The organism is Brasilonema octagenarum UFV-OR1, assembly GCF_963888615.1.
Taxonomy (GTDB): domain Bacteria; phylum Cyanobacteriota; class Cyanobacteriia; order Cyanobacteriales; family Nostocaceae; genus Brasilonema; species Brasilonema sennae.
The window spans coordinates 1-19,367 of the sequence record NZ_CAWPKW010000011.1; the positions used below are offsets into that span (position 1 = coordinate 1).

A 19,367-nucleotide genomic window follows, 5' to 3' on the forward strand; every position below is an offset into this window, starting at 1 on the left:
CTAAAACTTAGATAAGTAAAAAGCGCTCTCCTGAAAAGGGGGGCGCTTTTTGCATTGCTTTCAACTTGGTATCCATCTACTTCTCCTAGGGTTTTTTATATACAATTCGGGTGGGGATGAATACAGGGCAATACAGTTCAGATAAGGCTAAAAACTAATACTGGGGTAGGTTGGGTAGAGCGTAAGCGAAACCCAACCTACCATTCTTCTTAACTGAACCGTATTGCCTTATCGGCGTGTAAATGTCAAAAAAGTTACACATTTACTCCCCGTGTCCACCACCCATAGCCCATCCGGCTGACAATAATAGTCCTTAATTCGCCCAGTTGATTTCGCTTCTGCCAATTGTGCCAAGTCCTCATCACTTGGTTGAGGAGAACTCGGTAATGGTTTCCCCCAATTCTCTGGTTTTCTGCCGTTCTTGCACGCCGCTACAAATACTGCTTCGGGGGAATCAACTCGCTTCCAGGTTCGTAAAGCTTCTTTAAGGTAGGCGATCGCCCCCGGTACATTTCGCCAGAACTTGTTGATAACCGCCATTATCTCCTGATTGAGGCGAAAGTTTGGTGTGCATGGGATTTGACGCAGTTGGTTACAAATTTCTCTGACATCGACTATATGAGGTTTTTCTACAGGTTCCGAGGCGGCGGAAGAAAAGTCCGAATGAGTCAATGGTTGTGTTGATTCACAGCTATGATTTTGTTCTTCAACGAAGCGCGGAATCGTGGATTGTTCTACATTGCTTGGCGAACGAGTCTCTATCGTTTGTTCAATCGTTTGTTCAATCGTTTGTTCAATCGTTTGTTCAATCGCCGTCACATCCTTGGGTAATGTCTCCGAATTTTCTTCCACAAAATCTTTATCCGCAGCAGCATGTTGTTGTGTAGAGAAATCTTCTGTAGAGAACTCTTTGATATGATTTGCGCGATCTGAGCAGATCGATGTGTCAGAATTGCTCACATCGATTTGCTGATTTTGACAAATCCTGTCCCACAAGGCTTTCACGTTTTCAAGGTTGATTGTGTACCAGTTTGCCTGATACCAAGTCCAACGGCTGTGCCGACACACGTCAATTAAGTTAAGTTTCTTTAAGTGAGTGATGGCTCTCCTGATAGCAGACATCTTGAGGAAGGGGAGTTTTTCTGCCCAACCCTCTAAAGTGAGGTAAAACCAGCGCTTGCCATCATCTAGGATGTGTTTGGAATTCTGAGAAAAGTAATGAATTTGTTGCAGGATGATTGCTGCTTCTAGTCCAATTTCTCTGGCGACTAGGGGTGGAATGAGTAAAGGTTTTTCAGGTGTGATGAGTTTACTTTTCTGTGAGCAAACGGAATTGAGGCTTGTTGAGATTTCGGAATTTGGTATCATATCTGTATCTTTTAAGATTATTTGCCCCCCTAGCAGCTTCAAAACTTCCAGTGGGGTTCTTTTTATACTTTACCTCCGGTTGACGCTTGCGCTCCCGATAATCAATCACTACTTTTGCAAATTCCAATTCCAGAGGGGAAAGGAAATAAAACTTCACTTGTTGACCACGTGGACCTTGTTTCCTAGAAGTCAACTTTAGTCCCAATTGGTCTAGCAGAAGTGCCAACAGCCATATCGGCTGACACTTAGAAGGAATAGTAAAACCTAAAATCGCCTTAACGTGCGCCGCACACTGCATCGCCAGTTCGACCATTCTCAGCAACTCAGGCGAGTGAGCAGTCACTTCCTCCCCATCTATTAGGCGCTTGAGAATCTCAGGTAGTCCCAAACTGGACAACAACACCCACCGCGCCGAGTAATTCCCCCAGTCCATGCACAACGGCAGCTTATTTCTCTCCTGGCGGTCTTTTTCTGTCACAATTTCTGGTGGTGCTGGGTATATTCTTCCGGTACTTGTATCTTCTATCACACCATCTGATTCTGCTAGAATTGCTTCTAAATTGGAAATCGCCCGAATCAATTTCCCACCATTATCTTTCTCAACCAGTGACGGAGTGACTTCCATACCATACGCTTCCTGAATGCGGAATTTTTCGCATTCATAAATCTCCTCTGGTTTTAGGTAGTCTTTACCCATACGCTTGCGGTACTCGCTAGCTGAAATATCTTTCGCCCCTGCAACTGCTGAGTAATAAGCAGTGTCCAATGCAACAGCGGCATCTTTCAGACGTTTCTGAACAAGCTCATCTCTTTCTGCGCCCATGGGGATAATTTTGTTACCCATTTCGGTCAACAAGTCAAGCAAATCAGCTCGCAACCTGTTCATTGATTCGTTTCGCTGAGCCTTTATATCACAGTAAGCTTGGAACGCCCAATCTTTTTCTGCACCCCGCTTTCCTGTTTCTCTGTCAATCCGCAGCAGGAAAGCTGTCATTTCATTGGTTTGCAGCAACTGCTCTTTAATTTTCGTGGCGTTAGTTTGGGCATATCCAAAGGGAGGGCGCGGCGCGACCCAAACGTGCATCGGTACTTTTGGACGATAGCGGTGCAGATGTTGAGCGCATTCGGTCGCCGTCTGCGAAACCCCGTGAAATGCCCCAAAAACCACGTCAAAATGGTAATTAGGTAAATCTACCCCTGTTCCTAGGCTAGGCGAGGTTAAAAGGGCATCTACATCCTTGACAGCGTTCGTTATGTCTTTGATGAAAGCAACGTTTTCTTCGCTTCCAGAATTATCAGAGTGGATAGACCACACCTTTAGTTGTCGGTAGCTGTCTTGAGCTGAACCGTCATCCACCCGCACCGACACATTTAACGATTTTTCAAGTTTCTTAATAAATCTTTTCGAGTCAGAAGCCACCATAATTTTCTGCCCCACCATCAGCGCCGCCGAAATTTGGGCAACTAAGGCAGAAGAATCATCACCCTCATACCAATAAATCAGGCGTGAACCATTCTTCCACTGATTTTTGATAATGAACGGTTCTTCATCTTTGGGACGCATTGCCCGGAAAAAGTCCACCGTTACGTCGTCTATATGCGCGTCCGCAATAACGACCAATCGCGCACTATGCACGATATACTCCAGCACTTCCAAAATGGTAGCCCGATGCTCCTTACAAGTTTTGCTGGAAAGCAGGTGAGTCAGGTACTGGCAAGCTTCATCAATAAACACGCAGCCATAGATTAGGGCTTGGGTGTTGAGCTTGTGTAAGCTGTCAATAGTTATGCTGAGGGCAGTCGCTTCCGTTAACCCTCTATAACCCAAATCTGAGTACATTTGCGTGTTGAGGCGTTGAGCCAAATTTTTCAGCAAATTCACCCGATGCCCGTTATTGAGGAATCGCTCATGGGGATGCTCATCGCGCCAACGTCGCATGATTTCGGTTTTACCCGTGCCCATGTCACTGCATAATACTACAAAACCAGACTGCGGTAGCCGAACTGCTTCTGATAAATACTTGACATTGACATCCACATGTGGTGTGTATTTCTTGCTCAGCCCTCGGCTACGACAGTGGAATGAGCGCTGGTAATCACGAAGTGCCTTGGCGTCTTCTATAATCCCAGTTACTAGAGTATTCGCTTCGCGGACGGGGGAATGACTAGAAAAATCGGGTAAATCGAGTTCTTGAGATAGGTAAAATGCGGGCTTCGCCTGACACATTTTACCTATCTCAACCTCAAGGTTCGACTCGTTTTCTTGTGCCAATGCGTTGCCAATCGAAACCACAAAGTCATCAACACCTTTTTCTGGTCCTGGCAGTAATGAGATCTCACAAAAGCAGCCCACTGCCTCAATTGCTTGGCCAGTACGAATGGTCGCTTGGAACACCGACCAGCGGGTTTTGGGTTTGGTTTCGTAGTCGAAAAGGACAATGAATTTGCGCCCCGGTTTCGCCACTGGCATGAGGTCGGGATGCAGCTTTTCGTTGAAATCCCTTTTGCCAACGCGTCCGTTCCATATCCCCGGTAGGGAGATTGCCACAAAACCCAAACTTAAAAGACACGCCGCTTTTTTCTCGCCTTCTGTGAGGATGATGGGGATTTGGGGGTGATTCACCACCCAAGCCCAAAAACCAATCGCCTCAGAATCAACGGTTGTGACAATTTCCTCTGGCATCGGGACGTTGTAGCGGTGAGCAACCATTTCCCAAATCTCTACTGGAACCCGCAGGTAAGTCACACGGTTGGGCGTGTTTATCGGTGACTCGTATTTCACCTGCTTGTCGGTCTGCTTTTGGGTGATTTTGTCCCATTCCCAGCGTGGATAGTCCGGTTTAAACCGTCCCCACTCCATTGATCCCCAATTGTTTTGGGGATCAAGTCCCGAAACCCACCATCCCCCGCGACAGGCGTGGGCGTACTGATATAAGTACTTGTCCCGTAGCCGCCCGTCGTTACGTCTGGCGGTCTGGGGTAGGGCGTAGACCAAATACTCGTAGATTTGGCTACCAGTAAGTGAACGAACATTCAGGGCGGTGAGTGTTGGTGAAACGGCTGAATCAACGATCCATTCTTGCTGATGGCGTTCTGTTAGTTGATCCTGATCCCGGAGTTGTTCTTGGTTTTCTGGAAAAATGCAACTGTTCATGACGCTTCCTTTTCTGGTGAAGCATCTGACTCTAGATTTTCTTCCGATAGTTAAAGTTGTTAAGCAAGAAAGTCCATCTACTTTGCCGAACAGGAGTGGGATGAATTGCGTTTCCCCTGAAGGGGAAGTGCAAAATCTGTTAACCAAGATGGCACTGCGTAAATACGCGTAAGTAAGCCAGATTAGTAACTCGCCCTCAAGATTGTTTCCCAACCTCCCAACGGGGCACACGCGAACTACTGCTTAAGAATTTGTCTGGAACGACGCGCTATGGCTCTGTCAGACCAAAATTGACGCTTAAACTCTTCCTTAGCTCAAGACTTTCATCCGCTAAAAGCGGTGGAAGTGTCCATTGAGAAGACTTGTGCTTCTATTGCTCGGAAGAATGTCACTTTATAGTCTTTCCCCTTTTATCTATGGTGGAAGAAAATGAAGAGCCAAATGCCTTTCGCAATTTATTAAAAAAAGGCATATGATTCTTCCACCCTTGTGTGCTAACATGTAGTCAACAAGGGTGGGTTGTTAACAAAGGCGGTGATAACAAAGCCTTGATATTAAGCGAGCAACCGTTTGGTACTTTTCCCTTTCCACAGTTCAAGTACCGAAATTGGTTTGGATTTTTGATAAAAAACTCACCTAATACTTCTGACAATGTCATAACCGCTGTTCTTCAAAACCCAGACAATCATTGATGTCGGTTTTGATTGACGTTTCAACGGGAGCATGGGAGCGGCTATCCCTCAACGTCCAGGCACGGTTGAGCCATCCGCGCATAATCTTCGCTGCTATATAAATTCTAGACTTGTCTAGACATTTATTTCCTACTTCAACGGGAGCATGGGAGCGGTTATCCCTCAGTAAGCTTTCACGCTTTAGCCAAACGCGATAGATTGATCGCTGCATTTGACATTCCGAGCATACCGCAGAAACGGATGGGGAATGACTGCGAATCGTCAACTTTTTATTGACAGGTTGTCGTCAGATTAACATTTTTCTGGTATTTTTCAAAGAGAAATTGCTGAGAAGTTTTGCTTTCTTGTTCCCATGCTCCGCTGGCGAGTAAACATTGCTTCAGTTGCATATCGCATCAATTCTTTGAGTCGCGCTCCGTTTTTGTTCTAAAACCAGGGATACTCAAGGTTTGGACAGCACGGCGTAAGGTTTGTTCGCCGCGTCGGTCATATCTTGCAGTCAAATCTGGCGATGCATGACCAGCCAGCCTCTGGACTGTAGAGATGTCTACACCAGAGTCGAGCAGTTCGCTTATAAAAGTTCTGCGGAAATCATGAGCCGAAAAATGACCTACCCCCGCTTGTTCACCGCGTTTTTGCAAAATGAACAGCACCGCCTGGGGCGTTAGCCGTCGCAGCACCACGCAGCCGGCTTTGTTGACATGACACAGCAGGGAACCGGACTCCTCACCTCGGATCCCAAGCCAGTCTTGTACGACCGAAATTGCTGCATCCGGTAAATACACCGTGCGGTTTTTCCCTCCTTTACCACCCCAGACTTTCATCGCACCAGTGCTCTTGTCAAAGTCATTCAAGTTTAAATTCACGACTTCGCGCCGTCTCAAACCCGACCCGCGCAGAATCGCTATCAACGCCGCATCCCTAAAACCTCCCGGAGTCGGGTCATCAAAGCACACTTGCATCAAATCGGCGATTTCTTTTGACGCTAAAGCGCGTCCCTGTAACTCACTACATACCTGAACACTTTTGATATCGACAGCACGGGCAAAATCTTTGGCGTCTATCAATTCCAGCCTTAAAGCTTCTTTTAAAACTCTCCTCATCGCACACAGCATTTTATTCGCTGTCGCAGGTGCATACTTTTCCATTAAAATAGTACGCACAAGTGCTGTATGCTTATAACGTAGTGCCGTCCAATCCAGAGTCATGGCATCACAACTCCCATTGGTTAACACCCTAGCAATTGTATCTAAGGCTTGCCGCATCGCCGGACGCGATCCCGGCGCTAGTCCGGATAAATACACGGCTGTGGGATGTTCGGTTAAAGGTGGTGGCGCACTGAGTGCCAAGGGGTTTTTGAGTGCACTCGTTGTCGTGGGTGAATCGCTCATCTACTTATCTGAAACAACGTTCAGGGCAGGTAAAGTCTCGTAAGTCATGAAATCATTCTCTCACCCAAAGGTGTATCACCTCCTCGTATTTTGACGGTGTGCCTGGGAACCCGCCGATCTCAGTGCAACTGAGTTTATGGGATAACGCGATAATGGCATCATCGCGTGAATCCCACTCCTTCTAGGAGTGGGTGCGTCGAAAGCGGTGTCCGCGCAACCTCGCCCACTGCACGGCGGGTGGGGAATTCCGCGCCCCGCAGCGTTCATCTCTGTATAGTACATATATAACTTCTGGGATGTCAACAGGAAAAGGTAAAAAAAGATTGCGTGATATTCCAGTTTTGCACGACGAAAAGAAAACTAGGCATAGCCTACTAATCACACCTAGTTCTTGGAAAAAGTTACAGCGAATTGCCCAAAAGAATGGATTGAGTCTCAGTGAGTATGTCGAGCAGTGGATAATATCTTTAGAGGAAGGCAGTTGACGTCTCCCACGGCTAGAAGCCAGGGGCTTTCGCCACAAACTTCTAGAGCGAGAATTTCTAGTAGCCCTAAGAAACTAACGATATTGGAAAAGAACTTTTCCAAGTATCCCGCTCTTAGGAATCTCCACAGGCGTGAATTCCCGCAGCTATATTGCAGCAGAAAATTCCCGATGGGAAAACTAAAATCTGAGATTCAAAAGTCACTTTTTCTATCCCTCTTGTTCCCCATTCCCTCACGCATCCGAATGTAGAGATGTGTGGGGATTTTTGTTGCCCCCTTGCTCTTTCGTGGAACTCAATAAAAAAAGCCCGCTCGTGGCGGGCATAACAAAAAGGGTTTAGCTGAATTAATTGAACAGTTAATTGTTAAAAATTTTAATACTGACGTGCGAGTGCTCGACTACCAAGCACTTCCAACTGCTGCCAATTGACGATTTTTAGCAGAGACGGTCACAGCAACAGGAATAGCAGTGGATTGTAGAGCAGGCTTATGCTTAACAATATCGTAGACCGCTTCAACAGCAGACTCAATCGAACCTTGTAACCATGCGGGGAAGCGAGAGCAGTGTTCACCAGCAAAGAACAGGGTGTTTTGAGGTCTTTGGGCTTTGAGGTAACTCGCAGATCCATCAGCCGAATTCCAGTGAATCGTGCATCCGCCAGCACTCCACTTGTAGTTGCCCCAGGCGATGGACGCTTTGTCTAAAATCATACCAGCTTCATTCAGTTCGGGGTGAATTTTGCTGACAGTGTTTTGGACGTAGTCAAAGCGCTCTTGTTCGGACATCATGCCCATCCGTTGAGCATCGTCACCAATGGTGTAGCTCGCCAACATCACGCTACCACGTTCGGGGTTGAACTTCACGCTTGGGTAGTATGTTTGACGCACGCCCTCACCACTGAAGGAAGCACCACCTTTGATGCCATTCTTTTCCCAGAAGGACTCGCGAGCGTGAAACGCCACCTTGGTACCGGGACAGTAAACGGTGTTGTGAATGGAATCGAGCTTATCATCATCAAAGCCGCTCAACTCCATCTTACGGAGTACACTGAAGGGGATGGTGCATAATACATAGTCACAACGACGTGTATGTAACTGACCGTTTTCTTTGTAGGTGATTTGGACGTGGTCAAATTGCACGCGCAGCGCCACAATTTCACAGTTACACTTGATTTCACCAGTGATTGAAGCCGCTAAACGTTGGATGAGTTGATCCATCCCACCTTTGAGTTGCAACAAGTCATGGCTGGTTTCGGTGATGATGTCACCCAGGAAAATATCCAATCCTTGAGAGCACTTTGCCCGGAAGCTTGGGTTTTGAGTCAGGAACGAGTTCAAATCAATCGTTTCACCATCTTCGCTGAAGTAGGGATTTAAATCTAAGCGCTCTAATTCATCTATTAAGTGAGATTGTAAGTCGCGTTCAAATTCAGAACGGAGATTACCAGGAGCGATAGTATTGATGATGGTTTTGAGCCAAGCTGCAAAGGTGCGAGTTTTTTCACTGTAGCGTGTGTCAGAAAAAATACCACCTTCTGTTTGTTGGAGGACACGGGGTGCGTCTTTCATCTGAAGCACTTGTCCGTTGATGTTCATCATGGCGTTGCTTTCCTCGAACACTGTCATGAACTTGCATAGTTTGTCAGAAAGTCCCATTTCATGGACGTAATGCAGTGTCATTTCATGTTCGCTGGGGATACGCATTGCTCCGAGTTCTGCGTAGGGTGCATCTGGGGAATTACCGAAGCGGTGTGTCCATACGCGACCACCGATGCGTGGGCTACCTTCTAGAATTTCAACTTCATGACCTAGGCGTTCGAGTTCATATGCTGCTACTAAACCTGCGATACCTGCTCCGAGAATTGTAATTTTTTTACCTTTTTGAAAGTTTACCAGTTGGCATTGCTCAAGTAAAATTTTGGTGTCCATTGTTCCAGCTTCCCTTAGTCGTTTGTGTTGAGCGGGTTTCAACCGCTTCTGATATTTCATAAGGGGGACACGAGAATTTTATGCACTCAATAGCTGTTAACTCATTCCCCGGCTGTAAAAATTTCACAGCTTTCGGTGAAGGGTGTGACACCTCATACCCATTACGAAACAACCGCTTATAGTGAATCATTTGCTTTTGGGTGAAGTGCCCACTAATCAGAAGCGGATATCGCAAAGCGTTTTTTCCGAATGCTATTGGCAAACAGTGGGGCGGGCGAGTGAGCGTAAAGCGCACTCGTCGAGCGTTCGTAAACGTGCGACGACTACATCAACTTTGAGTCCACGCTGCCCTCTACCTTATGTTTCGGTCAACTACCAAAACAGTAGTGAGGGTGAACGTGTAGGCGTAACAAGAAAAGAATTGCTACGTGAGAGTGTACTCACCCATGAGTTAAAAAATAACCGAACCTTGACAAATAAATAACTCCAATTTTACAGTGTCGGAGCAGAAAGCCCATCCCCACACGCGGGGTGGGACGGCGGCTGAAGTGTCGGACGCAGGTTCCGACACCGCCGCCTCATGAATGCGTGGTAAATGCGCTAGCCCGTCAATTTCTGGGGCGTGAGCTTTGCGTTATGATATCTTGTCTTACTCATGTGGGTAAAATAAAAATATAAGTATTAAGGAGGTGAGTGGACTTGAAACGAGTAACGCGAACAATTAAGCTAAAGTTTCCGCAATTGAATAAAACAAAGGAACAGTTGTTTGAAGAAATGACTGCTGAGGCAACAGACTTAGCTAATAGGTTGTTAACTATTCCTCTCGCAGAGAGGCGAAAGTTAACAATCTTCGTTGGTTCAAACTCGTCTCATGTCTGCGCTGTCTAATCAAGTCATTCGACACACCACATCTGATGCTGGGAAAAAGGCGAAATTTTTCAAGCGACTGCCGCCAGAAGTAAATAATCAGAACTGGGCATTGCACAAAGTGGGAACTACGAGAGGGCGTTAGTTTTCCGACCATCAAAGGAACAAAACGTGTTCCTGTTGAACTGGCAACCAGTTTTGGAAGGAATTCTTGACGGTACGATTGAAAGAGGCAGTGCCAAAATCATCAAACATCGGAATAAGTGGTAAGTATTCGTTTGCTGTAACCGAGGAAGTTCCTCAAGTTGATGCAACTAACAAGATTGGCTGTGATAGAGGACAGAATAACCTTGCGGTAGTGGCTCCCAAAAACGGGTTTGGCAAGTTTTTTAGTGGTAAAGAAGTTATGCATCGTCGTCGTTATTTTCAAAAACGACGCAAGCAACTACAATCTGCTAAAAAATTCCGAGCGCTTAAAAAGTGGGACAGGAAAGAACGTCGTTGGATGGACGCAGCTTTACCACACTGTTTCGCGTCGGATAGTGCGCTTTGCTGAATACAAATGTGCTGATGTGGTGATTGAGGACTTAGAAGGATGCCGCAAAACCATGAAGCAATCCAAAAAGCAGCGCAGTGACACAGCGAGATCCCGCCACTCGTGGTCATTCTACTCACGCTTAGATGAAGTTAGACTACAAGCTAGCAATGTCAGGATTGAAGTTGGTTAAACGTCCAGCCCCCTACACATCAAAATCTTGTTCAACTTGTGGAACTTTGGGACTAAGGTCGCGGCACCACTTTAATTGTCCACATGGGCACTACCATAATGCAGACCTTAACGCAGCTAGAAATATAGCTCAGTGGGACGGTTTTGCTTGTTCTTTGGATCTAAAGAAAGACACTGCTGCAATAGCTTTGTCCGATTCAAAGAATGGGCTGTTTGGCGCAGCCCCAAACTGGATGAAAAACTAATCCATGGGGATTGGGGACGCTTATGCCAGAATCCCACGGCTTTACGCCACATTGGAGCAAAGCGAAAATGTGGTAGCTGTGGGAGCGTCAAGGTTGCTCGTTGAACCAAGAATCCCATGGCTAGCTGTGGGAATGAGCGCGTAGCGCGATATTCACATAGCCGTGGGAGTGTCAACAGTACAGCAGACTAAGAGACGATGCAAATCAAAAATTCTCAGGGTGCCGAAATTTACAATCCTTTTCAGGAATTATTTTCCAGCGAGCGCAGGCGCACTCTTAGGGAGTGCGTTTTCGTGTTTGTAGATACTGCTTTTACAGCAGGCTACACACAAAAAGAAGTGTTGGAAGCGTTCACAGATTGGTTTTTTCAGAATGATGAGGAAAAATTTGAAGAAGTCGTCAAATGTCTTGAGCAAATTGTACAAAGTAGCTACGACTGAAACCCTCCACTTACCTCATCAACCAAAAGCTTAATCAAACGAACACACTCCTTTTTGGATAACTGTCTGGCGGTAGGGATAACATCCTCCGCCACTTTTGGTTTATGGGTTACTTCAGGTGCTTGTCCTCTAATTTCGGCAAGCAACTGCTCAAGAGTTTGTCCGCGAGAGGTGGCGATCGCCTCCAAATTACCCAAATCTGGGATAACTTCTCCGCGCTCCCAGAGTTGTATAGTCACATAGCTTACACCTAAGTCCTTTGCAAATCTCCTCTGGCTTCTCTCTCCCCTAGCTCCCCTAATAGCTTGTGCTAAATTGTTTCGGGCGTCACCATCCATAATCATCTACTGAGTAACAAATTTCTATCATGACGTTGCACTTACTAGAATTTCAAGTTATAAATGTATTTATCAATACTGGTAAGTTTTTTTTAAGTATATGGCTAGAGCGACGGAAACAGAAAGAATCAACGTAAACATATACATAGACAAAGCTGTCGCCCACAGGTTACACGAGTTCGCTCGGCAACAGGCAATGTGGAAAGGTCGGCTTGTCGAAGCAGCAATTATCGAATATCTCAACAAAATCGAGCCTAGAGCAGGCACGACATGACCGAACGCGAGTCACACAAGGAGTCACAACAATCATGATTTTTGAGCGATTGTGCAGAACCGTAAACTTGCAAACACTTGTTGTTCCCCACGCTCCGGATTCAAGGTACAGAGGCGCTATCGAGTTGGCACCTTCTCACAGCATTGATGGGGTCTGACACTTCTTTAATTGAACTTGCACATTACAACGAATACACGACTTGCGTCTTCCAGATAAACATTGCACGAGTGTGGTTCAATTTCCTCGCCTGACAATGCGATCCCAAAAATCAGAGGGTTGGAAACTGTAACATAATTCCTACGCATTTCTCTTCAAGACTAGTCAATTTTGAGTAGGTATTGCGGAAATATGCTATTATTTTGATATTAGTAACGGTTAACAACCGTGCCGTCAGAGGATAACCCTTCCAGCGTAGACTGGCGTTTGATAAACGTGCCACAGGCGTTCGCGCAGCGTGCCCCTTTGGGGCTTAGTGCAGGCTCCATAGACAGAGGGTCGTTAGTAGCGCCTCAAAAAGAAGTTTTTCAACTTCTCCTCGATACATATAGCGGTCAGTTAGACCGTTTCAGCCTGTGGACTGGTTGATGCCGACATCGCCAGAATGAAGCAGGAAGCAAGCTTCAAACTAGATCATGAGCAGATTTGTCTACTTATGAATAGTTGTGAATAGGTCTTGTGTAACGGCGAACGCATTTAGGACAAGAAAAAGAGTCAAGCCCCAATCCCCTCCGGGGGAATTCAAAATTATCAAATTCAAAAGTTCAAAATTTCAAAGTCTTTTTTTTGAATTTTGCATTTTGAATTTTGAATTTGAGCGCAGCGAGGTGGGCTTGACTCTTTTTCACAAGGAGGAACCCTCCGAGTCGGGTATTCGTTCTTATAAGGTGGCCGAGGCCGCCATAGATTGCGGGAAGCCTTTCAGTTGCGTCTATGTAAGATTTATCTGTGTTCCGTCGCACTTGGGTTTGGATCTAACACGTAAAAAAATTGGGCTCTTGTCTTATACGAAAAAAATTGGCAGCCTTATAACTACGTTATAAGGCTGGCTAACATATGCGCCCAAATGCGTCGCAAAAAATTTCGTGTTAGACCCCCGACCCAATTTTTTCGGGGCGGCACGGAGAGCGGGGGAAGTACCCTGTGCAAAGCTGCCGCGCGGAGCAAGCGTCAACTCGCGGGTCTGATTTCAATACATCCTTGCGGTGTTCCGCGCCCCTTGCTACTTCTCAAAAAAAAAGCCGCGTAAAGCGGCAAGCTAACCAAAAAAACTTTCAAAAATTATGACATTTTTATCACGCTCGGCGAAAGTCTACTGATGTCGTTTCACGACTGACTTCAGGAGAGAAATCAACCCATCCCCCACAACGAAAAGTGTGGGGGGTTACCCTTCAGGAAACTGCCCAGAGGGCGTCTACAGTAGCTCTACAGAATGTGCGGAGTGTTTTTGTTCAGGTTCCAACTCACGACTCCACGGACATCCAGGCACAGTTACGGTTAACACAGAGCATACTTACTCTTAAGCCCTCGCAATATTTAAGATACATCAATTAGTGGTTAAACGTTGCAATATTTCGGCTTGCGGAATATTCGTCATTCCTTACCTACTTCTATTGCTGTTTTTGCTCTTGTTGAACAGTGGCATAAGATTTCAGTCACGGTACTGTCTCGCGCGCTTCGTTACGCGCAAGCTATCTTTACGGAGAATAAATTCCCCATTACACGCTACATGCAGGGGCTTTCGTTACGAAGATTATCGGTAAGGAGGATAAAAATGGAGTTGTACATTTACCCTGGTTGCACACCACAAGTTTGTCAATTTTGTCAATCTGAAGCCATCCCTAGAACTTTTCTTCGAGGAAAACCAGTTTGCTTGAGATGCACTGAATTAAAGGGATTAAATCCAATTCCGTTTTCAGCTAAAAATAGACGCCAAGTAAGCACGTTAACCGAATTACCTTTATCTGAACAAGAAGAGGCAACAATCAAGTCACTACTCAAAATTCCTCAGACAACCTCAGAGATTGCATCTTACATCGGAATGAGCAGAAGCACGACTCTCAAAAAACTGACTTATCTGGAAGCGAGAAGAAAGGTTTTTCGGTTTGGAACCGGAGCAGGTAAGCCCTGTTGGTGGGGTCTAAGCCCTGATGCTGTAGTTCCCAATATGACTGACAAAAGCTTTCCAGAGCAATTTCTAGAACTAGTGGGTTTGCGAGAACTTAGCGTTTTGGAATTGAAATTAAAGCTGGGGAAACGAATTGAAGATATTCTCACGGTTGGCAGGCGGTTACAAAAAGCGGGTAAAGTGCGCTCGTATCTTAAGGACGACATCCAATATTTCAAAGCGGTTTGAGAGATAGGCGCGAGCGCGTGTGACGCCCGTCTAACACGAAAAAAATGGTGTCGAATTTGCCGCAAAAAATTGGCAGCCTTATAAGAACGAATACCCGACTCTCTGGGTTCCTCCTTGTGAAAAAGTCGAGCCTCAATTACGGAGTACCCTTCTACGCCGACAGATCAACAATCACATTGGCTCGACTTTTTCTTGTCCCAAGTGCTTCACCCACGAGTATTCGTAGTAATAAGCCTGCCCAATTTCTAGGGGCGGCACGTTTCGGGTTGTTGCTTCTTACCCGAAAGCTGCCGAAGGCAGCGTGCGTCGGGAGTGGAGACAGTTTCGCTTTTGTCCATTTCCGTAGACACCTCAAGAATCAATGGACTATAATTACGCTATAGAGTTGAGCGTAAACAAAAAGATGTTGGTGTTTGAGGCAAAGTTGGAAGGGACAAGCGAGCAATATGGAAAGCTGGATGAAGCTATTCGTACTGCTCGCTTTGTTCGTAACAGTTGTCTCAGACACTGGATGGATAACAAGGACATTGACAAGTATGACTTGAGTGCATATTGCGCTGTACTTGCGAAAGAATTTGAGTTTGCCAAAAACCTTAACTCTATGGCTCGTCAAGCTAGCGCAGAACGAGCTTGGGCGGCAATATCTCGGTTCTACGACAACTGCAAGAAAGGCAAACCGGGGAAGAAAGGGTATCCACGTTTTAAGAAAGAACAAACACACGGTTCTGTTGAATACAAGACCAGTGGGTGGCGACTTTCTGAAAATAGGCGGCACATCGCCTTTTCTGACGGGTTTGAGGCGGGAACTTTCAAGATGTGGGGAACCCGCGATTTGCATTTCTACCAGTTGAAGCAGATTAAGCGTGTTCGCGTTGTTCGTCGTGCTGATGGCTATTACGTACAGTTTTGCATCGACCAAGAACGAATATATAAGCGAGAACCAACTGCTCACAATATTGGTATTGATGTTGGGTTGAACCACTTCTACACTGACAGTGATGGCAACACAGTTGCCAATCCGCGTCATCTCCGTAAAAGCGAAAAGTCGCTGAAACGGCTTTCTCGTCGCATGTCCAAGACCGATAAAGGTTCTAAAAACAGAGCCAAGTTTAGGAATAAGTTGGCTCGCAAACACCTTAAGGTAAGTAGGCAACGTAAAGACTTTGTTGTGAAGACAGCAAGGTGCGTAGTCCAGTCTAACGACTTGGTAGCCTATGAGGACTTGAAGGTGCGAAACATGGTGAGAAACAGACATCTCGCCAAGTCGATTAGTGATGCAGCCTGGACACAATTCCGTCAGTGGGTCGAGTATTTTGGGAAAGTGTTTGGTGTGGTCACAGTTGCTGTGCTACCCCACTATACTTCCCAAAACTGTTCTAATTGCGGGGAAGTTGTCAAAAAGTCTTTGAGTACCAGAACACATGCGTGTTTGCATTGTGGACATATTCAGGACAGAGACTGGAACGCTGCACGAAACATACTTGAGAAAGGACTCCGTACCGTGGGGCACACGGGAACGTTAATCGCCTCTGGAGACATCGACCTCTGCACGGGTGGGGAAACTCCTCCGGGTAAGCCGAGTCGTGGAAAGAGGAAACCCAAGAAGTGATTCTTGGAATCCCCCGCTGTATTCGGTACTCCGAATCAGCGGTGGGAGGGTGTCAATCCATGAAAGCTTTCACAGAATGTCTGCAAAGATATTCACAGAGTGCGCTCTTTTTTAGATGCAATCCCCAGCAAGAGCGCACTCTGTGCTTTCGCGCGGGAGGATGTCAACCTCGGAACTTCCGAAGATGCAAAACTGATCGAGAATCGAAAAAAAACCCTCGAGCTTGTGAGGGCGGGGAGTATCAACTAGGGCACTCTATACAAGAAAGCCAACAACACCTCACTGCTGCTGGCTAATCATAATAGGGTGCTGTATGCTAAAACTTCCATTTATTCATCAATCTAAGCAACTGACACTCCCACGCCTTTTAGGCGATGGGATTCTTGGAGTGAGACTGCGCTTTCTGCTTGCGCTTACTTGCGTCTTACATTCTCACATCACCTTCGTAAAGATCCAACAACAAGCGTTAATGTCCGTGTGCCGCACGGTGCTGAAATTTATTATACCACAATTTCTTAAGGGGCAGCAGATTCATCCACACCCCTTGAAGAGATGGACTTTCTCTGCGATTTTTGCACATACTGCAACGATTGGTAATAAACAGATTTTTCTTCAAAAACTAATGAAGACATCACTTGAAACCTTGGATGGTCATAGAGGGAGCGGACGGTTTAACCTCTGCACGGAAAATTATATCTAGGGTTGGGATGGACAGCAATTTGACACTCCCCGAGAGCGCATAGACGGGGATTCTTGGTTCATTGACTCGCACGTCTCTGCTGCAGCAAGAGCGCCAACTGCCCACGCGCCGGCGTGCAAAGCACGCCGGCGCGACGTACGCGCTCTTGCACACGGTACAAACGACAATCACCCGCACCCTGGAGCAGTAACTACTGTACGTTCGCTCCCGAATGAAAGGGAGAGAGGAATTAATGCCAGACTCGGTAAGGAAACAAAAGGATTGTGGATCTGCTAAAACCATTACCGTGTATTACTAAAAGCTGGGTGAGCTTAACCGTGTATTACATGGATTGAGGAAAATCCGGTCATTCCATGTAATACATGGAACGATTAGTCGTAAACATGACCTGAGTGTAATACCCAAGATTACATTCTACCCTTCATCAATAAACGCGTTAGACTTACGGTGTAATACACAGTGAGAACTGATGTTGAAGCGAGACATTCAAGGGAAGTTCGCCCTTAAAAACAATGATTATCGTCAAGTGCGCTCAGTCAGATTAACTGATGAAACCTGGAAAGCTTTGGGGATTGCTGCTGAATGCTTGGGTATGAGTAGAGCTGATTACTTGGAAAAGGTGATGAAGGAAAATGCTAGCCCAAGTATTACACGGGGAAAAGAGCCGATAGTGAAAGCTAAAACTACTGCTGTTGAACTTGCGACTAGTCCACCAACGGTGGCAACACTTGAAGCTTCACGTGACCAAGTTTTACTACAATTAAAATTAGGCAAGCAAGCTCCAGGCTACAAGGCAGCACTTAAAGCTCTCAATTATTTTATTGCTGTACTAACTAGCTAGTATGCGCAGGAGTATCAATCCGTTATCTGTATCAGTGAAGGTCGAAAAACGGTGGAAATAACTTCTGAGCGAATTGACGATATTCCCGTAAAGCTCGCCGCTTGGGTTGCTTCCCCCGGCAGACTTTACGTAATAGTGGAGTGGCTCAAACAGATGGAGATTGCCAAATGTATTGACCAAAAACTGAAGAAACCACATGGAAACCACAAAGGGCTGAGTTACGGTCAATTGAGTGTATTGTTATTAACATACATCATCACTCAGTCAGACCATCGGTTGTGTGCAGTGGAACCTTGGGTGCAGACACATCGAACGATTTTAGAGTTAAGTACGGGGTGGTCAATAGGGGAAAAAGATACCACTGATGACCGATTGGCAAGGGTAGTCGAAGAGTTAGGTAAACAGTCACAGGCAAGGCTTGAAATCGAGGTAAAGTTAGGAAGGCATTTGATTCGCGCCTACGAATTACCAACAGAAGTAGCACGAGCTGATACAACTAGTTTTAATGTAAATCATCAACAGGAAGATTCCCCAGAGGAGAATCTACTGCGCTATGGCTACTCCAAAGATTTTCGTCCAGACTTATTGCAATACCGTCAATTACTGGCGACCCTCGACCCGATGGGAATGCCTTTGGTTAGTGCCACCCTAGAAGGTAATGGAGCCGATGACCCATTATATTTCCCCACGTGGGAAAAAATGGTGAAAGTGATTCGGCATAAAAAGTTCGTCTTCATTGCCGATTGCAAAGCAGGTTCGATTGCAACTCGTGCCTCCATTGCAGCCAACTTGGGGTATTTACTGCGTTCCTGTGCCTATGAGTGGGCAACACCCCCAATATCTTCAGCAATGGGTTCTCTCACCACCAGCAGAAAGTGTGGAGATTCGTTTACCAAGGGCACATGAAGAAGAACCTGCTGTAGGGAAGGGTTTTGAAGTAGAGTTAGGCAAATTTTGGTTAAACAAAGAAACCAACAAATGGGTACGTTGGCACGAACGCTACTTGGTAGTTTATTCCCAAAGCCTTGCAACATCAATGATACGTGGTCACGGGGTCTTACACGTAAAAAATTTGGGCAGGCTTATAACTACGAGTACCCGACTACGCCGACAGATTAACAAACAAAGCCTGCCCAAATTTTTAGGGGCGGCACGTTTTGGGTAAGAATCTTCTTACCCAAAAGCTGCCGCTGACTTTGCGTCAACAGCAACGCATCTTGAGTGCGCAAACGGCTCTCAATAAATTAACCGTCAAACCAGGTATTGATCCACAAGCATTAGCTCATAAAGTAGAAAACATACTTGAGCGCTATCGTGTCAAAGATTTCTTCTCTACCAGAATTACAGAAGAAATTACTCAACAAACTCGTCATGTTGGACGAGGACGACCATCAAAAAATTCTCAAACTGAACAAGTAACGAGTATTTGTCTTCAACTTCATATCCAGCAGATTGAGAGTGCGATTAAGTCCGCAGAAACCTTGGCAGGATGGCGATTGTATGTCACTAATGCTCCTTTTACTCAACTGAGTCTATCACAAGCTGTAATGTATTACCGGAACGAGTGGCTTTTAGAGCGAGGTTTTCATCGTTTTAAACGCGGTTCTTTGCCCGCTTTACCCATTTACTTTCAAAACCAAAACCGAATCATTGGCTTAATGTTCTTGTTGAACATAGCTTTGCGAGTATTTACCCTAATGGAGTTTGTAGTACGGCAGGCACTTATAGAAACTCAACAATCCCTGTCTGGCCTTTATGATGGCAACCCAAAGCGAAAAACTGATCGCCCATCTGCTGAAAAAATGCTTAAAGCTTTTTGTAACTTAACTCTCTATTTTTTACCTGACTCTACCATCTACATCACACCAATTAACGATCTTCAAAAACAAATTCTTTGTTTAATGAAAATGCCTTCGTCTGTTTATCAGGTAAATTCTGCGAGTAGCTCAACAT

At 45.8% G+C, this 19,367-nt stretch carries 16 protein-coding genes and 2 pseudogenes; 12 read left to right on the forward strand and 6 right to left on the reverse strand.

Annotation, left to right across the window (positions count from 1 at the left end; translation table 11 throughout):
- Positions 1-228: 228 nt before the first annotated feature.
- The 4 genes from AC5590_RS00560 to AC5590_RS00575 all read right to left on the reverse strand — a co-directional run bounded on the left by AC5590_RS00560 (position 229) and on the right by AC5590_RS00575 (position 6,605).
- Complete coding sequence (locus AC5590_RS00560) at positions 229-1,368, reverse strand: hypothetical protein (RefSeq protein ID WP_169267861.1); 1,140 nt, start codon at positions 1,366-1,368, stop codon at positions 229-231.
- Positions 1,310-4,522, reverse strand: a complete 3,213-nt coding sequence (locus AC5590_RS00565) for a plasmid replication protein, CyRepA1 family (protein WP_169267862.1) — start codon at positions 4,520-4,522, stop codon at positions 1,310-1,312. Before AC5590_RS00565 ends, AC5590_RS00560 begins: the two co-directional genes overlap by 59 nt.
- A 654-nt stretch (positions 4,523-5,176) precedes the next feature.
- Positions 5,177-5,425 carry a hypothetical protein gene (locus tag AC5590_RS00570; protein ID WP_169267863.1) on the reverse strand — a complete coding sequence of 83 codons (249 nt, stop codon included), beginning with the start codon at positions 5,423-5,425 and terminating at the stop codon, positions 5,177-5,179.
- 184 nt (positions 5,426-5,609) lie between these two features.
- A complete protein-coding gene (locus AC5590_RS00575; protein WP_169267864.1) occupies positions 5,610-6,605 on the reverse strand; it encodes a tyrosine-type recombinase/integrase in 996 nt (331 codons plus the stop codon).
- Between the two features lie 191 nt (positions 6,606-6,796).
- Here AC5590_RS00575 and AC5590_RS00580 point away from each other — a divergent pair, with 191 nt between their 5' ends.
- Positions 6,797-7,090 (forward strand): hypothetical protein, encoded by a 294-nt coding sequence (locus tag AC5590_RS00580; protein ID WP_248277380.1) that lies wholly within the window; start codon positions 6,797-6,799, stop codon positions 7,088-7,090.
- A 400-nt stretch (positions 7,091-7,490) separates the two neighbouring features.
- On the opposite strand, the gene AC5590_RS00585 is transcribed toward AC5590_RS00580, so the two are convergent.
- Entirely contained in the window at positions 7,491-9,020 is a 1,530-nt protein-coding gene (locus tag AC5590_RS00585) for a flavin monoamine oxidase family protein (RefSeq protein ID WP_169267865.1), read from the reverse strand.
- A 741-nt stretch (positions 9,021-9,761) separates the two neighbouring features.
- Between AC5590_RS00585 and AC5590_RS00590 the strand changes: the two genes are divergently transcribed.
- From AC5590_RS00590 to AC5590_RS00605, 4 genes are all read left to right on the forward strand, one after another.
- On the forward strand, positions 9,762-9,908 hold the full coding sequence (locus tag AC5590_RS00590) for a hypothetical protein (protein ID WP_498822606.1): 147 nt from the start codon (positions 9,762-9,764) through the stop codon (positions 9,906-9,908).
- 190 nt (positions 9,909-10,098) lie between these two features.
- Positions 10,099-10,443, forward strand: coding sequence for a transposase (locus tag AC5590_RS00595; RefSeq protein ID WP_169267867.1), 345 nt, complete (start codon positions 10,099-10,101; stop codon positions 10,441-10,443).
- 149 nt (positions 10,444-10,592) lie between these two features.
- Positions 10,593-10,859: a zinc ribbon domain-containing protein gene (locus tag AC5590_RS00600; RefSeq protein ID WP_498822612.1), complete on the forward strand. Its 267-nt coding sequence runs from the start codon at positions 10,593-10,595 to the stop codon at positions 10,857-10,859.
- Between the two features lie 197 nt (positions 10,860-11,056).
- Positions 11,057-11,299 carry a hypothetical protein gene (locus AC5590_RS00605; RefSeq protein WP_048872179.1) on the forward strand — a complete coding sequence of 81 codons (243 nt, stop codon included), beginning with the start codon at positions 11,057-11,059 and terminating at the stop codon, positions 11,297-11,299.
- Here the strand turns inward: AC5590_RS00605 and AC5590_RS00610 are convergent.
- Positions 11,290-11,637 (reverse strand): helix-turn-helix domain-containing protein, encoded by a 348-nt coding sequence (locus AC5590_RS00610; RefSeq protein ID WP_169267869.1) that lies wholly within the window; start codon positions 11,635-11,637, stop codon positions 11,290-11,292. The two genes, AC5590_RS00605 and AC5590_RS00610, sit on opposite strands and share 10 nt — an antisense overlap.
- A gap of 100 nt (positions 11,638-11,737) precedes the next feature.
- Here AC5590_RS00610 and AC5590_RS00615 point away from each other — a divergent pair, with 100 nt between their 5' ends.
- The 7 genes and pseudogenes from AC5590_RS00615 to AC5590_RS00645 form a co-directional block, all read left to right on the forward strand.
- Positions 11,738-11,911, forward strand: coding sequence for a hypothetical protein (locus AC5590_RS00615; RefSeq protein ID WP_169267870.1), 174 nt, complete (start codon positions 11,738-11,740; stop codon positions 11,909-11,911).
- A gap of 1,771 nt (positions 11,912-13,682) precedes the next feature.
- The gene (locus AC5590_RS00620) at positions 13,683-14,264 is read left to right on the forward strand and encodes a hypothetical protein (protein WP_169267871.1); all 582 of its coding nucleotides are present in this window, start codon (positions 13,683-13,685) and stop codon (positions 14,262-14,264) included.
- Positions 14,265-14,667: 403 nt separating this feature from the next.
- Entirely contained in the window at positions 14,668-15,873 is a 1,206-nt protein-coding gene (locus AC5590_RS00625) for an RNA-guided endonuclease InsQ/TnpB family protein (protein WP_169267875.1), read from the forward strand.
- 313 nt (positions 15,874-16,186) lie between these two features.
- Positions 16,187-16,573 carry a hypothetical protein gene (locus tag AC5590_RS00630; protein ID WP_169267872.1) on the forward strand — a complete coding sequence of 129 codons (387 nt, stop codon included), beginning with the start codon at positions 16,187-16,189 and terminating at the stop codon, positions 16,571-16,573.
- A gap of 469 nt (positions 16,574-17,042) precedes the next feature.
- A complete protein-coding gene (locus AC5590_RS00635; RefSeq protein ID WP_169267873.1) occupies positions 17,043-17,414 on the forward strand; it encodes a hypothetical protein in 372 nt (123 codons plus the stop codon).
- Positions 17,415-17,465: 51 nt separating this feature from the next.
- Positions 17,466-18,459: pseudogene (locus AC5590_RS00640) on the forward strand (IS1634 family transposase); the annotation flags it as partial.
- A gap of 157 nt (positions 18,460-18,616) precedes the next feature.
- A pseudogene (locus tag AC5590_RS00645) lies at positions 18,617-19,367 on the forward strand (IS1634 family transposase); the annotation flags it as partial.

Coding starts and splice junctions, on each gene's coding strand:
- AC5590_RS00560 (WP_169267861.1), bottom strand. CDS start 1,368: ATGATACCAAATTCCGAAATCTCAACAAGCCTCAATTCCGTTTGCTCA.
- AC5590_RS00630 (WP_169267872.1), top strand. CDS start 16,187: ATGCTAAAACTTCCATTTATTCATCAATCTAAGCAACTGACACTCCCA.
- AC5590_RS00575 (WP_169267864.1), bottom strand. CDS start 6,605: ATGAGCGATTCACCCACGACAACGAGTGCACTCAAAAACCCCTTGGCA.
- AC5590_RS00565 (WP_169267862.1), bottom strand. CDS start 4,522: ATGAACAGTTGCATTTTTCCAGAAAACCAAGAACAACTCCGGGATCAG.
- AC5590_RS00635 (WP_169267873.1), top strand. CDS start 17,043: ATGTTGAAGCGAGACATTCAAGGGAAGTTCGCCCTTAAAAACAATGAT.
- AC5590_RS00570 (WP_169267863.1), bottom strand. CDS start 5,425: ATGCAGCGATCAATCTATCGCGTTTGGCTAAAGCGTGAAAGCTTACTG.
- AC5590_RS00610 (WP_169267869.1), bottom strand. CDS start 11,637: ATGGATGGTGACGCCCGAAACAATTTAGCACAAGCTATTAGGGGAGCT.
- AC5590_RS00605 (WP_048872179.1), top strand. CDS start 11,057: ATGCAAATCAAAAATTCTCAGGGTGCCGAAATTTACAATCCTTTTCAG.
- AC5590_RS00625 (WP_169267875.1), top strand. CDS start 14,668: ATGTTGGTGTTTGAGGCAAAGTTGGAAGGGACAAGCGAGCAATATGGA.
- AC5590_RS00615 (WP_169267870.1), top strand. CDS start 11,738: ATGGCTAGAGCGACGGAAACAGAAAGAATCAACGTAAACATATACATA.
- AC5590_RS00600 (WP_498822612.1), top strand. CDS start 10,593: ATGTCAGGATTGAAGTTGGTTAAACGTCCAGCCCCCTACACATCAAAA.
- AC5590_RS00620 (WP_169267871.1), top strand. CDS start 13,683: ATGGAGTTGTACATTTACCCTGGTTGCACACCACAAGTTTGTCAATTT.
- AC5590_RS00585 (WP_169267865.1), bottom strand. CDS start 9,020: ATGGACACCAAAATTTTACTTGAGCAATGCCAACTGGTAAACTTTCAA.